Genomic DNA, 14003 nt, shown 5'->3' on the forward strand with positions numbered 1-14003 from the left:
ATGGCAACAAGTTCGCTCACCCATGCCGACCATGAGCGCATCGCGGAGGCGATCCGCACGGCAGAGCAGAAGACCGGCGGCGAAATCTACTGCGTGGTGGCGCGCTCAAGCGACGGCTATTTCTTCCAGGCCGCCTTCACGGCAACGCTTGCCCTGTTCGCTGTCAGCATCGCCTTCGCCTATGTGCTGGAGGCGCTATGGGTGACGGTACGCCTGCCGCATTTTCTCATCGTGCAGGCGGTGGCCGCCGTCAGCCTGTACATCCTCCTGTGGCTGATACCGCGCCTGCGCATCCATTTCGTGCCGCGCAGGCAGCGCTACAAGGCTGCGCACGCCAATGCCGTGAAGCAGTTCCTTGCCCGCAACGTGCATCGCACCGCCGAGCGGACCGGCGTGCTGATCTTCGTCTCGATCGCCGAACGCTATGCCGAAGTGGTTGCCGATAGCGGCATCGATGCCAAAGTCGGCCAGCATGTCTGGGACGGCGTGGTGCGCGATCTGACCGCTCACGCCGGTGACGACCGCCTGGCTGACGGTTTCGTCAACGCCATCGGCACAGTCGGCGCGGTACTGGCTGAACATTTCCCGATCGCACCAGGCGATATCAACGAACTCGACGATCATCTGGTCGAGATCTAGGACGCTCCCCGGCCTTGAGAGTGCCATGCGTCTATTCAGACGCGCAAAGCACGATGCGGTAGCCCGGTATTTCGTTTGTGCGAAAGCAAGTCGGACTCTTTGCAAGCCTGCCGACCGGGTCTATGGTTAATAAACCATGAACACCTTGACCATCGACATCCGCAAAGCAGAACCGCGCGACGCGGTCGCGATTGCCGACGTGCATCTGGAAGCATGGCGCGGCGCCTATAGCGGTATCATCCCGCACAAGACGCTCACGGCGATGATCAACCGTCGTGGGTCCGACTGGTGGGCGAACGCCATTCGCCGAGCCGCCACCGTGCTGGTGGTGGAGATCGGCGGAACGATAGCGGGCTATGCAACGGTCGGCCGCAACCGTGCCCGCGAGCTGCGCCAGCAGGGCGAAATCTACGAGCTATACCTGCGCCCGGAATATCAGGGCATCGGCCTTGGTCGCAGGCTGTTTTCAGCCGCCCGCCGCAAACTTGCCGATCATGGCCTCAATGGCCTCGTGGTGTGGGCGCTGGAAGAGAACCAGAACGCGCTTGCCTTCTACTCCGGCGAGGGTGGTCGTGATGTCGCCGAAGGCGTCGAGATCTTCGAGCAGAAGGCGCTGAAGAAGGTCGCTTTCGTCTGGGATTGAGCCCGAGCAACTCCAGGAAAAGCGTGTAACGGTTTCCGTCCGGGGTTGCGTAGAAACAAAGAGTTGGAGCGTTTCCGCGTTTCCGTGAAAAACGGGAACGCTCTCCCGCTTATCGCCGCCCGCACGCATTGCCGCATTGCACAAAGCCGTTTCGCCCGTTATTCGGTGCGCGATTGCGAGGCCAGGCGCCACCTTGGAGGCTCATGGTTGTCGGCAAGCCATTCCATCCAGCGCAGACCTGACGACAGATCCCCAATCAGGACAGCGCCAAAGAGAGGGTAATCCATGCGTATCGAGGCGATATCCATCGGCAAGAATCCGCCGGAAGACGTCAACGTCATCATCGAAGTGGCCGTCGGCGGCGAACCGATCAAATACGAGATGGACAAGGAAGCCGGCACGCTGTTCGTCGACCGTTTCCTCTACACGCCGATGCGCTACCCGGGCAATTACGGCTTCGTCCCGCACACCCTGTCCGGTGACGGCGACCCGATCGACGTGCTGGTCTGCAACACGCGCGAACTGGTGCCGGGCTGCGTCATCAACGTGCGCCCGATCGGCGTTCTGATCATGGAAGACAATGCCGGCCAGGACGAGAAGGTGATCGCGGTGCCGTCGTCACACATCACCAAGCGCTATGAGAAGGTGTTCGACTACACCGATATGCCGGAGATCACCCTCAAGCAGATCGAGCATTTCTTCGAGCACTACAAAGATCTCGAACCCGGCAAGTGGGTGAAGATCGGCGGCTGGCACGATGCTGCCTACGCCAAGAAGATGATCGTCGAAGCGATCGAACGCGCCAAAGCCGCCAAGAAATAGGCAGCGCTTTGAACTTTCAGGTGCCGGCGGCTTCCAGGCCAGCCGGCACTTTCAATTGTCGACCCGGCCGAAGGCCGGGACGTCCCCCACGGTGATGCGTTTGTCCTTGCCGCAGGCAAAGGAACGCGCCTTTTCATCGGCAATTTTGCGGGCTTCCTCATTGGCGTTGGGGCTGGTGCCGGCAACGAGTGCGACCGTGCAGCCTTGGCGGCCCTCCATCTGGGCAACCTTCGCCACCACGAGAACATCTGCCTGCTTTTCGGCATCTTCGCCACTGATGCTGACCGAGCGCCGGTGGATAGCCGCAAAGGGAGTGGAGACGTTGCCAGTCTTCTCGACCCGCCATTCCACCTTCGCGCCTGAACTGTTGAAGCCGGAGAAGCTTTCCCACGTCGTGGTCATGTCTTCCGGCGGAAAGCCGAAGAAGACGGATTCTCGCGCATCGCCATAGGAAAGCAGCACCGGATAACCAAGGTAACCCGCGCAGGCGAGCTCAGCCCAGTCGCCATCATCTTTGCCAGCCTCGGCATAGGTCAGGCAATCCTTTTCCGTGACAAGGTCGGTATAGACGCTCGCGACCTCGCCCGCTGACGCGCACTGGCAGAAACCGGCAAGAACGAGGACGGTGAGAATGCTGCGCATGGTGGCCTCCGGCTGACGGACGTCTTGCACCTTATCGCCAAATGCCGACTGCGCCTATGCCGCACCGAGGCTGGACACACGCCGCGCGAGCTCGGCAGGGTCGCCGCTGACGCGCAGCGTCTTCAACCGCGCCGTGCCACCGGCCACCACCGCCACGGATGATGCCGGAGCTCCGAGAGCCTTGGCGACAAGCTTTTCCAGCGCAACATTGGCAGCGCCCTTTTCCGGAACGGCGCGCACGCGTGCCTTCAGATGGCTGCGGCCATCGGCGGTCGTTTCGACACCATCCAGCGCATCGGACGCCGCCTTTGGCGTCAGCCGTACGAACAGATCGATGCCGTCGGCGCGCAGGCGAAAGATTTCGCCCATGCCGGCACTCAGACGAGCGCCGGATAGATGGTCGTGAGGATGAACTGGCGCAGGAAGAACAGGATCAGCAGCAGAATGATCGGCGAAATGTCGATGCCGCCAAGGTCCGGCAGGATGCGACGGATGGGCCGCAGCGCCGGCTCGGTCAACCGGTAGAGCGCGTTGCCGATCGTGCCGACGACCTGGTTGCGCGGGTTGACGACGTTGAAGGCATAGAGCCAGGAGAAGATTGCCGAGGCGATGATGATCCACCAGTAGAGATCCAGCGCCAGAATGACGGTTTGAATGAGGGCGGTCATGCAGGTCTCCGAGTGTTGCCGACATTTAGCGATTGCGCACGGATGCGGCAAGGGCCGGGCAGGCTTGCAGCGGTTTCACGGAATTTTTGAGCCTGTGGAAGAGCCGCCACCACCTCGAGACCGCGGCAATGGCATTGACGATCGAGCGTCGCCAAACTCGAGGCAACGACGGGTTGGCGACCAAAACCTCGCTTGACAGCCGAGCGCCTCGCCCCATAAATGCGCCATCCGCTGGACGGGGCTGTAGCTCAGCTGGGAGAGCGCGTCGTTCGCAATGACGAGGTCAGGGGTTCGATCCCCCTCAGCTCCACCAACGGAATTCCCTCTTAAGCTTCCGCAGCCATCGCCTTCAGCCGTTCCGACGGCTTGAACACGTCCTTGCCCGTCTTCTGGTGCCAATGAGCCAGGCGATCGACGATCCCTGCCAGCCCCTTCTGGCGCGCCCAGAACATCGGCCCGCCCTTGCCGAGCGGGAAGCCATAGCCGTTGACCCAGACCAGATCGACATCGGATTCGCGCGCGGCAATGCCTTCCTCCAGGATGCGCGATCCTTCATTGATCAGGGGGTAGAGCGTGCGTTCGATGATCTCCTCGGCTGAGATGACGCGCGGCGCGATGCCGAGCCGCTTTGCTTCACCGGCAATATGGCTGGCCAGTTCCGGGTCGGGCTCAGCGGTGCGGCCGTCGGCATAGAGATAGAAGCCGCGACCGGTCTTCTGGCCGAAGCGGCCCTGTTCGCACAGCCAGTCCGCGATCAGCGCGGTCTTGCCCAGCGCCTTGCGGTTGCGCCAGCTGATGTCCAGCCCGGCGAGATCCCACATCTGGAAAGGACCCATCGGCCAGCCGAAATCGGTGAACGCCTTATCGACGTCCGCAGGGCTGGCGCCTTCCAGAAGCAGAGCTTCGACATCGGCGCCACGCGCCGTCAGCATGCGGTTGCCGACGAAACCATGACAGACACCCACCACCACGGGTACCTTGCCGATCGAGCGGGCGAGCGACAGCAGGCTCATCAGTACATCCGGCGCCGTTTCCTTGCCGCGCACGACCTCCAGCAGCTTCATGATGTTGGCCGGCGAAAAGAAGTGCATGCCGGCGAAATCCTGCGGCCGGCTGACGGAAGCGGCCAGCGCGTTGACATCGAGATAGGAAGTGTTGGTGGCGATGATGGTGCCCGGCTTGGCCACCTCGTCGATGGCGGCAAGCACCTCTTTCTTGACCGCCATATCCTCGAACACGGCCTCGATGACGAGGTCGCAATCGGCCAGCGCCGCATAGTCCGTGGTGCCCGAAAGCAGCGCCATGCGCGCTGTCTTGGCGGTGTCGCTCAACGAGCCGCGTGAAACCGAGATCGCATAGTTCTTTTCGATGCGATCGAGCCCGCGCTGCAGCGCTTCTTCAGCCGCCTCGACCAGCGTGACCGCAATGCCGCCATTGGCGAAGGCCATGGCTATGCCGCCGCCCATGGTGCCGGCGCCGATGATGCCGACCCGGCGGATAGGCCGCGGCTTCACCGACTTGTCGACCCCTTCGACCTTGGCGGCTTCGCGCTCGGCAAAGAACAGATGCCGCTGCGCCTTGGACTGGTCCGACGCCATCAGTTCGACGAACAGGGCACGTTCGGCGGCCAGGGCTTCCTCGAAGGGCAGAAGCACGGCATTGCGCACCGCCTCCGTGCAGGCGACCGGGGCCCGCAAACCCTTGGCCTTGGCGACAACGGCCTTGATCCGGGCTTCCAGCTGGTCGCGATCGGCGGCTTCAATCTGGTCGCGCCGGCTCCGCACGGAAGCGAATGGCCCACCTTCTGCGGCTTTGACCGCAGCAAAGGCGGCGGCATCGGCAACCAGCCCATCGATGGCGAGCGTGTCGACGAGGCCTGCTTCCAGCGCCTCGGTAGCTGCAATCGGCGTGCCGGATGTGATCATATCCAGCGCCTTCAGCGGACCGACCAGAGCCGGCAGGCGCACCGTGCCGCCGGCGCCCGGCAGCAGGCCGAGCTTCACTTCGGGCAGACCGAGCTTCGCCGCCTTGTCGGCGACCCGGAAATGACATCCGAGCGCCAGTTCCAATCCGCCGCCCAGAGCGGTGCCATGGATGGCGGCGACCGTTGGCTTTTCGATCGATTCCAGAAGCGCGATCAGCGCGCGCAGGTCTGGATCCTGCATCGGCTTGCCGAATTCGGTGATGTCGGCACCGGCGATGAAGGTGCGCCCGGCGCAGGTCACGACGATGGCGGCCGTGGCTGCATCGTCGCGCAGCCGGACGAGCGCGTCATGCAGCGGCTTGCGCACCGAAAAAGACAGCGCGTTCACCGGCGGATTGTCGATCGTGACGATCGCGACGCCGCCGCGATGTTCGACACTCACCTTGTTTTCGGATGATGCTGCTTCAGCCATGATCGCACCTCTTCCCAATTGCGCAGGCAGTACCGTTGATATTTACAAACCGGCTGGCCGGTAATAAAACTTGGACCATGCCTCGTCAACGGTCCGATCAGATCAAGACAGCGAAAGCTCCGGTCGGCCGGCCACCGAGCATGCCGGCACCGCGTGCCACCATTCTGGATGCCGCGGCAAAGTTGTTTGCCGCGCATGGCTTCGAAGGCGCTTCGCTGAACGATGTCGCGCAGGCGGTGGGCGTCACCAAGGCAGCCGTCTATCACTACTTCCCGACCAAGAAAGACATCTTCGACGAGATGATGGTCGACCTTCTGGAACGGCAATATGCCGCCGTCAGCGGTGAGGTGAACGCGGCGGAAGATGCTCCGGAAAAGCTGAAGGCCTTCATGCGTGCGCAGGCTGAGTTCCTGGAGGCCAATCACGCTGCTTTCGTCGTCATGCTGCATGGCTTCGGCGGCATCGAAAAGAACCACTGGACGGAACAACAGCTGGCGTTGCGCGATCGCTACGAGAAGCTGCTGCGCACGCTGCTCGCCGATGGCAAAGCCAGCGGTGCTTTTGCCGTCGACGATGTCGCCACCGCTGCCCGTGCGGTGCTGTCGCTGATGAACTGGATGGTGCGCTGGTTCCGGCCCGAGGGCAAAACCCGCGCCGCGGATTTCGCCCTGCAATATTACGCCCTGATCGTCTCGGGCCTGCAGCCGAGAATCTAGCCCGAAACAAGACGGTCGGGATTGTTGCAGCTCGGCAGCGCTGCGCGACTGAAGGACGAACTTTTCACAGCTGCCGGACACGCAGCGAAATTTATGCGCGCGTAACATGGCAAACTGGGTTATAGCTCACCCTCCGGAACAGCGCCCATGGTGGAAGAGCCCGGCCGGCCTGTATAAACCGCCAAGGGCTGAATTCCATGCCTGTCGAACCTCGACCGTCTCCGGATCAGCGTTATGCTGCGTTCCGCCACACGGCCTTCCGCAATTATTGGGCCTCACGTTTCCTCATGACTTTCGCCACGCAGGTCGTGTCCGTGGCGGTCGGCTGGCAGATCTACGACCTCACCCGCAATCCGTTCGACCTTGGTCTGGTCGGCATCGTGCAGTTCCTGCCGTCGCTCGTTCTGGTGCTGGTTACCGGCGTCGTTGCCGACCGCTTCGGCCGCCGCAGGATCATGGCCCTGGCAACGCTGATGGAAGCTGGCTGCGCCTTGGCACTCCTGCTTCTGACCTGGCACGGGCTTTATTCGCCATTGCCGGTCTTTGCCGTGCTCCTCCTGTTCGGCATTGCCCGCGCCTTCTTCGGCCCCGCCTCGGCTTCGCTGGTCGCCAACCTCGTGCCGCCCCACGATTTCGCCAACGCGATTGCCTGGAACTCGTCGGCTTGGCAGACCGCCACCATCATCGGTCCGGTTGCCGGTGGCCTGCTCTATGGTCTTTCGTCCGAAGCTGCCTATGGCACGGCCGCCGTGCTGATGCTGTTCGCGCTTCTGCTGATCCTCGGCATCCCGAAGCCCGCACAGCGCAGTGAAACCGACAAACCCAGCCTGGCGAGCCTGTTTGCGGGCTTTCACTACATCTGGCGCGAGAAGGTGGTGCTGGGTGCGATTTCGCTCGACCTGGTGGCAGTGCTGCTCTCCGGCGCAACGGCGCTGCTGCCCGTCTATGCCCGCGACATCCTCGACCTCGGCCCATGGGGTCTCGGAATGCTGCGCTCGGCTCCCGGTATCGGCGCCTTGTGCGTTGCGGTCTGGCTGGCCGGCCATCCGCTGCGCGACCAAGCCGGCGCGATCATGCTGTTCTTCGTTGCCGTCTTCGGCGCCGTCACCGCGCTGTTTGGCCTGTCCACCATCACCTGGCTTTCGATCGTCGCGCTGGCGCTGCTCGGTGCCACCGACATGGTCAGCGTCTATATCCGTGAGACGCTGATCCAGCTGTGGACGCCCGACGAGGTTCGCGGCCGCGTCAATGCCGTCAACCAGGTCTTCGTCGGCGCTTCGAACGAGGTCGGCGAATTTCGCGCCGGCACCATGGCGGCATTGATCGGCACCGTGCCGGCGGTGGTCGTCGGTGGTCTCGGCGCCATCGTGGTGGCTGGCATCTGGGCAGCGATCTTCCCGGAGCTGCGCAAGGTGCGTCGTCTCGATAAGCGGGAATGATTGACCGCAGCCCTATCGGTGCGCCGCAGGACGGCCGAAGATCGTTTCCAGGAATTCGCCCAGCCAGCGCTTGAGATGCATGTCCCAGATCAGCCGGCCACCGAGATGATCGCGGCCGGGTTGGGCACCGGGCAATTCGAAGCGATGCGCGCCATGCACCACCCAGCGCTGCATCATCATGCGGGTGAGTTCGCCATGAAACTGGATGCCCCAGGCCGTGTCGCCATATCGAAAGGCCTGGTTGGGATAGGTGTCGGAAGTGGCAAGCAGCGTTGCATCCCTCGGCAGGGAAAAGCCTTCGCGGTGGAAATGATAGACCATTTCCGGCCAGTGCATCAGCTTCTTGCCTTCCTCGGTGGCGCGCAGCGGATACCAGCCGATCTCGACCAGCCCATCGTGATGGCCGTCGACCTTGCCGCCGAGATGATTGACCAGCATCTGCGCGCCCAGGCAGATGCCGAGCAGGGGCTTCTTTTCCTTCAGTGGAACAGCCAGCCAGTCCGTCTCGCGGCGGACGAATTCCTCATGGTCGTTGGCGCTCATCGGACCGCCGAACACAACCGCGCCGGCATGATGGCGAAGCGTTTCAGGCAACGCGTCGCCAAGCGGCGGCCGGCGTATATCCAGCTCGTAGCCCGCCTCGATCAGCATGTGGCCGACCCGGCCGGGGCTGGAGCTTTCCTGATGCAGGACGATCAGGATCCGGGGCCGCGGGTCGGCTTTCACGAACGTCCGGCCCTGCTCATTCGTCGTTCGCGCTGCCCTTGGCTCCGGGTACCTCGGCTGCCGCCTTGCGCCGCGCCGCCACCCGATCGACACGCTCGACGTCGAGCAGCTCCGCCACGCGCCAGACCGTGTTGTCCTCGAGCTCGTGCAGCTCGCCATCCGCGTAGACGATTTCCCACATCAGTCCGATAAAGGCCTTGCGCGCATCGGGATCGAGATGGCGCTTGAGAACGCTGGTGAAGGCATAAAGATCGATGGCTTCACCATCGGCCCTCTCGCCGGCTTGCGCCAGCGCTTCCAGTTCCTGGCCCTGAATGGAATAGCTTTCGGCCAGGATAGCCTTGAAGCGCTCCCATTCGACATCCTGGTGAACGCCATCGGCGCTCATGACATGATAAAGCAGTGCCGCTGCCGCAACGCGTGGGTCATCCGCCTTGGCATGGGTGCGCGCACCATTGGCGGGCAATTCTTTCAGAAAAGACAGAACACGGTCAAACATAAGGCTAATCTGGTCCTTTCCGGATCGCGATCAAGTCACAGCTGTTCAAAACAAACGGAAACGGCGTGGTTTCTCCGCCTCGTCTTCGGGTGTCACTCCCGGATCGTCGGGCTGATGCGACACCGGCTCTTCGCCTGTCGCCGCATCGGGCACGGGGCCGCGATTTGGCGTGGCGGTTGTCGTTGCTCCGTTGGGGGCCGGCACCGTTTCTGCGTCCACGACAACGACGTCATCATCGCGCTCGGGCCCGGCCAAGGATGGTGGCACCACATCCGGAACCGGTCGGCTCGCCTCGATCAGCCTGCCCGTACGCTCCACCGGTTCGCGCCACTCGAACGCGTCGAGCCGCCCACTCACCGGCGAGATCGGCGCCCAACGCTCGGCGGTGACGCCATCGGCCACCCAGGCAGCATCGTGAGGAGCACGCACTGCCTGCGAAAGCAGCTGCCGCACCTTGCCCTGATTGCCGCCATCGGCTTCCTCGATATCGGCAAGCAGGAGATAGGCGCCTTCGCTGGGCTGCATGCGGATGGCTGCTTCGGCCTCCTGTCGGGCGAGCGCAAAATCCTGCGCGTCGAGTGCCGTACGCGCCACTGCAAGCGAGGATTCGGCGTGGTTCTTCTTCATCTCCTGCAGCTTGCGGGCACGGCCAAGGCGGTCGAGCACGGCATCGGCCGGCCTGGCATGGATGTAGAGATCAGCGAGATCGGGATGCGGTTCCGCCCGCCATGCCGCTTCGAGGATTTTTGAGCCCTTGCGCAGATCGTTCTGCTTGAACAGCACCTTGGCCGCAACGATCGCCGCCGGCGTGAATTCCGGCAGCAGCTTGTTCGCCTCCAACGCGGCCGCTTTGGCAGCAGCCTGGTCGTTGTCCATCAAGGCCTCGGCCTTGGCGGTCAAAAGCACGCCCCGGCGCCGGTTTGCTGCATCACGCTCGATCTGCCGGCCTGACTTTTGCGCATCGGCCAGCCTCAGCGCACCGTCCCAGTCCCCGCGCGCCGCCAGTTCCTCCATTGTCGCTTCGGCAGCCCAGGCCAGTTGCGGTGCCACCGAAGCGGCGCGGCCGGCATAATGCCGGGCCGCGTTGCGGTCGCCCAGCCGCTCGGCTTCGAGATAAAGCCCGCGCAAGCCAAGCAGTCGCATTTCGGGATCATCGAGCATCGCCTCGAACTTCTGGCGGGCACTGTCGTGGTCGCCTTCCAGCAAAGAGGCCTGCGCATCGAGAAGATTGATCAGCGGCTCCTGATCGGAGCGGATCAGCTTGACGGCTTCCTTGGTCTTGCGACGCGCCAGGGCACCGTCACCGGCACCGGCCGCGATCATGCCGGTCGACAGCGCTTGATAGCCGCGGTCGCGGCGGCGCACCCGGAAGTGCCGGGCGATCGCATAGGGACTGTTCCATATCGATTTGAGCAGCCACCAGATTATCATCACGGCGGCGATCACCGCCACGACGGCCACCGCCGCCACCATCAGGCTGACCTGGTACTGGTAGCCGGAAAAGGTGACCACCATTTCGCCGGGCCGGTCGGCGAGCCAGGCAAAACCCAATCCGAGCGCGAAGATGATGGCGAGATAGAAGAGGATGCGAATCATCTCATCACCCCTTCATTGCGCCCGACACCAGCTCGTTCACAGCCGCTTCCGCCTCTTGCCGGGCCTTGAGCTTGCCGGCGAAGTCAGCACCGGCTGCCTTTGCCGTTTCCGGCAGCGTGTCGTATTCGGACAGCGCCTTGGCATAGTCGCCCTGGTTCACCGCAACCTCCATCCGTGCCACGGTTTCCGGCGCCCCCTTGCCTTCGACGGCACCGATCGGTCGCACCTTTACAAGTGATTCCGCGCTGGTCAGCAGGCGCTGGAATACGCCCTGGTCGGGATCGACCGGCGTTGCCGCCGAAATCATCGCATTGGCGGCATCGCCAACACCGGCGGTGATGTCGATACGGGTCGGGATGCCCTTTTCAGCATAGGTGCGCAAGGTCGCGATCTGCGGCGCATCCGGCCGGACTGCCGCGAAAGTCTCGAGCTCCGCAGTGAAGGGGCCCCCGCGATCGAGCGCGGCCTTGAGCGCCGAAGCGGCAATGGCCAGCGCGATCTTGGGTTGCGAGGCCTGCGCATCCACTTTGCCGGAAAGTTGCGAGGTCTGTTGCTCGACCGCGCCAAGGCGACCGTCCAGGGTGGCTGCGGCCTGTTCCGCAGACTGCATCTGCGCCTCCAGCGTCGTCACTTTGCTGTTCAGCGGTCCCAGGTCGATGGCTGTAGCGCCATTTTCGCTGCGCAAGGCGGCGAGCGCGGTGTCGAATTCAGCGACCTTGTCGGAAAGCGCCTTCATCTGCCCCTCGTCGACACCCGTGGCTGGCGGTGTCGCTTTCAGCGCGGCGACTTCAGCCTTCACCTGGTCAAGGGCAGCCGCAAGCTGCGCCGAGGCATCTGGATTGGAGCCCGACCTGAGTGCCGCGACCTCGCTTTTGAGCGCCGCGATTTCGCTGTTTGACGCCGTATCGGAGGAACCCAGCAGACCGGCGGTTTGCAGAACGCCCATTCCGGCGAGGGCTACGACGCCGCCTATCACGCCCGCAGCAAGAGCGCCAAAGCTGCCGCGTTTCGGTTCGACAGGTTGATCGTTCACAAATCCCCCGTTTGCCTTGCCCTCGTCAGCTGCCTTCGCCATTTCCGGTGCGGTTTTGTCTGTTGCTTCCGCTTCCGAGCGGGCATGGCTTTCGCCGAAATCGTAATCGAAACCACGGGATTGAGAAGCAGTATCGTTTGATACCGCTGCCTCGGAGGCAGCCGCTTCTGTTTGCTCCTCGGATTCCGGCATTTCCGCCGGCGCGCCCAAAACCTCTTCCGGCTGCTTGCCGTTGTCGGCCTGGTCCTTACCACTCACCCGCGAAACGTCGGTGGGATCGAGATCGATCGTCACCGGTTCGCGACGGCTCCTGGAATGGCGCGTCTTGGGCGTCTTGACCATGCTTCGGCTCCCCAAATGGTTCGGACCGTCAGGCGGCAGGCTAAAAACGGTCTACCACACCTCCAAGCTGTGAAAAGGGGCGGTATGATGAAGCACCTTCATTCCAGCGCGTTGAGCAACGCCAGCAACGCATCTTCGTCCAGCCGCCCCGCGACCGCCAGCCGTCCGGGAAAAACAGCGCTTGCTGCCTTGGCAACCCGCACCGAGAGCGTCAGAATGCGTGTCTCTTCAAAATAGCGCGCCAATTCGGGCCGCTGCGCCAGTGCGGAATAGGCCTGCGCCGCCTTGGCGGAGTAAAGCAGCACCGCATCCACCGGCCGGCCGGCAAGACGTGTCGCCGCCACGTTGCCGGGATGATCGACCGGCAGCGTGTCATAGGTCTCGACGGGCAGGACCTTGACCCCTTGTCCGGCAAGAAATGCCTCGAAATCGGGAGAGCGGACGCGGCCGCAGAGGTAGACAACCGTCCTGCCAATGAGCGAAGGCGCGATCAGCCCCGCCAGCTGCCCGGCATCGCCCGACCCCACTTCGGCGACGGAAAGCCCGGCTGCGCGTGCCGTCGCGGCCGTCTTCGGTCCAACGGCATGGCAAGGCAGATCTTTGAGCCGCTGCAGAACATCGGCTGACGCATGACGGATCGCGTTGGCGCTCGTCACGACAAGCGCTGCCGCATCCTCGGGCCAGATGTCGGCGGTGACAGGCAATGCGCGCGTTTCGGAAAGCGGCAGAACCACCGGTTCGAAGCCAAGCTCCCGGAGCCGCGCCGCCGTGCGGCTGGCAGCCGGCTCCGGCCGCGTCACCAGCACGCGCATCATTCAGCGCCGTCTCGCCGGGGAGACATCAATTCCAGCCTTCGAAGAAGTGAGCGCCGGCACGCGCCCGAACATCCGCCCCGGCCTCGGCGCCGATCGCCGCCGCATCCTTGCCGAGCCCCTTTCGCGCCACCTCGCGAACATCGCTGCCGTCGGGTGTCAGGATCATGCCGGAGAAAGACAGCTCCTCGCCTGCGACCGTCGCGTAGCCTGCGATCGGCGTGCGGCAGGAGCCGTCGAGCGCAGCGAGGAAAGCACGCTCACAGGCCAGTGCCTGCCCTGTCGGGACATCGTGGATGGCGGCGAGCAAGACACCTGTCTCCGCATCGCCGATGCGGCTTTCGATGCAGATCGCACCTTGCCCCGGCGCCGGCGGAAACGCCTCCAGCGACATCACATCAGTGGCGATATGCTCCAGATCGAGCCGTTTCAGCCCGGCCAGCGCGAGGATCGTGGCGTCGGCGATCCCTTCGTCCAGCTTGCGCAGACGTGTCTGCACGTTGCCGCGAAACAGCACCACTTCGAGATCGGGCCGCATACGCCGGATCAGGGCCTGGCGCCTGAGGGAAGAGGAACCGACCTTTGTCCCTGCCGGCAGGTCGGCGATGCGCGCTGCCTTGCGGCTGATGAAAGCTTCGCGAGCGTCCTCGCGTGGCAGGAAAGCGGATAATTCCAACCCTTCCGGCAACATCGTCGGCATGTCCTTCGAGGAGTGCACGGCGATATCGATGCGCCCGTCAAGCAGTGCTTCTTCGATCTCCTTGGTGAAAAGTCCCTTGCCGCCGGCTTCGGATAGCGGCCGATCCTGGATGCGATCGCCGCTGGTCGAAATGACGACCACGTCGAACGCTTCTTCCGGCAGGCCATGTGCCGCCATCAGCCTGTCGCGCGTCTCATGTGCCTGCGCCAGCGCCAGAAGGCTGCCTCGGGTTCCAATCTTCAAGGTTGTTTGCATCAAGCGCGGTCCGTGATAACCCCGGCTCGGAGCCTGAGCTCCGGATATCCAGCCCTCTCCTAACGGGGAAGTGGC

Annotated in this window: 15 protein-coding genes and 1 tRNA gene; 6 read left to right on the forward strand and 10 right to left on the reverse strand. The window is 63.5% G+C overall.

Annotated features, from left to right (window positions below; all coding sequences use genetic code 11):
* The 3 genes from AO692_RS12190 (at position 1) to ppa (ending at position 2104) form a co-directional block, all read left to right on the forward strand.
* A complete protein-coding gene (locus AO692_RS12190) occupies positions 1-639 on the forward strand; it encodes a TPM domain-containing protein (protein ID WP_054310323.1) in 639 nt (212 codons plus the stop codon).
* A 136-nt stretch (positions 640-775) separates the two neighbouring features.
* Positions 776-1282, forward strand: a complete 507-nt coding sequence (locus AO692_RS12195) for a GNAT family N-acetyltransferase (protein WP_054310324.1) — start codon at positions 776-778, stop codon at positions 1280-1282.
* A 285-nt stretch (positions 1283-1567) separates the two neighbouring features.
* Positions 1568-2104 carry an inorganic diphosphatase gene (gene ppa, locus AO692_RS12200; RefSeq protein WP_054310325.1) on the forward strand — a complete coding sequence of 179 codons (537 nt, stop codon included), beginning with the start codon at positions 1568-1570 and terminating at the stop codon, positions 2102-2104.
* Between the two features lie 51 nt (positions 2105-2155).
* On the opposite strand, the gene AO692_RS12205 is transcribed toward ppa, so the two are convergent.
* From AO692_RS12205 to AO692_RS12215, 3 genes are read right to left on the reverse strand one after another with little or no spacing between them, the layout of a single operon-like run.
* The gene (locus AO692_RS12205; protein WP_054310326.1) at positions 2156-2746 is read right to left on the reverse strand and encodes a hypothetical protein; all 591 of its coding nucleotides are present in this window, start codon (positions 2744-2746) and stop codon (positions 2156-2158) included.
* A 54-nt stretch (positions 2747-2800) separates the two neighbouring features.
* Complete coding sequence (locus tag AO692_RS12210; RefSeq protein WP_054310327.1) at positions 2801-3115, reverse strand: DUF167 family protein; 315 nt, start codon at positions 3113-3115, stop codon at positions 2801-2803.
* An 8-nt stretch (positions 3116-3123) separates the two neighbouring features.
* On the reverse strand, positions 3124-3414 hold the full coding sequence (locus tag AO692_RS12215) for a YggT family protein (RefSeq protein ID WP_054310328.1): 291 nt from the start codon (positions 3412-3414) through the stop codon (positions 3124-3126).
* Positions 3415-3651: 237 nt separating this feature from the next.
* On the opposite strand from AO692_RS12215, the gene AO692_RS12220 reads away from it, so the two are divergent.
* A tRNA-Ala gene (locus AO692_RS12220) sits at positions 3652-3727 on the forward strand.
* Between the two features lie 13 nt (positions 3728-3740).
* On the opposite strand, the gene AO692_RS12225 is transcribed toward AO692_RS12220, so the two are convergent.
* The gene (locus AO692_RS12225) at positions 3741-5810 is read right to left on the reverse strand and encodes a 3-hydroxyacyl-CoA dehydrogenase NAD-binding domain-containing protein (RefSeq protein WP_054310329.1); all 2070 of its coding nucleotides are present in this window, start codon (positions 5808-5810) and stop codon (positions 3741-3743) included.
* Positions 5811-5950: 140 nt separating this feature from the next.
* Here AO692_RS12225 and AO692_RS12230 point away from each other — a divergent pair, with 140 nt between their 5' ends.
* A complete protein-coding gene (locus AO692_RS12230) occupies positions 5951-6526 on the forward strand; it encodes a TetR/AcrR family transcriptional regulator (RefSeq protein ID WP_082407336.1) in 576 nt (191 codons plus the stop codon).
* Between the two features lie 197 nt (positions 6527-6723).
* Positions 6724-7965 carry an MFS transporter gene (locus AO692_RS12235; RefSeq protein WP_054310331.1) on the forward strand — a complete coding sequence of 414 codons (1242 nt, stop codon included), beginning with the start codon at positions 6724-6726 and terminating at the stop codon, positions 7963-7965.
* Between the two features lie 12 nt (positions 7966-7977).
* Here the strand turns inward: AO692_RS12235 and AO692_RS12240 are convergent, their stop codons facing one another.
* The 6 genes from AO692_RS12240 to hemC form a co-directional block, all read right to left on the reverse strand.
* Complete coding sequence (locus AO692_RS12240; RefSeq protein ID WP_054310332.1) at positions 7978-8691, reverse strand: glutamine amidotransferase; 714 nt, start codon at positions 8689-8691, stop codon at positions 7978-7980.
* A 16-nt stretch (positions 8692-8707) separates the two neighbouring features.
* Entirely contained in the window at positions 8708-9190 is a 483-nt protein-coding gene (locus AO692_RS12245) for a TerB family tellurite resistance protein (RefSeq protein WP_054310333.1), read from the reverse strand.
* A 45-nt stretch (positions 9191-9235) separates the two neighbouring features.
* Entirely contained in the window at positions 9236-10786 is a 1551-nt protein-coding gene (locus tag AO692_RS12250) for a heme biosynthesis protein HemY (protein ID WP_054310334.1), read from the reverse strand.
* 4 nt (positions 10787-10790) lie between these two features.
* Positions 10791-12161, reverse strand: coding sequence for a COG4223 family protein (locus AO692_RS12255; RefSeq protein ID WP_054310335.1), 1371 nt, complete (start codon positions 12159-12161; stop codon positions 10791-10793).
* 98 nt (positions 12162-12259) lie between these two features.
* On the reverse strand, positions 12260-12976 hold the full coding sequence (locus tag AO692_RS12260) for a uroporphyrinogen-III synthase (RefSeq protein ID WP_054310336.1): 717 nt from the start codon (positions 12974-12976) through the stop codon (positions 12260-12262).
* Between the two features lie 25 nt (positions 12977-13001).
* Entirely contained in the window at positions 13002-13928 is a 927-nt protein-coding gene (hemC, locus tag AO692_RS12265; protein WP_054310337.1) for a hydroxymethylbilane synthase, read from the reverse strand.
* Positions 13929-14003: the final 75 nt, after the last annotated feature.

Origin of the sequence: Mesorhizobium sp. 1M-11 (assembly GCF_001303895.1) — a bacterium.
Taxonomy (GTDB): domain Bacteria; phylum Pseudomonadota; class Alphaproteobacteria; order Rhizobiales; family Rhizobiaceae; genus Mesorhizobium.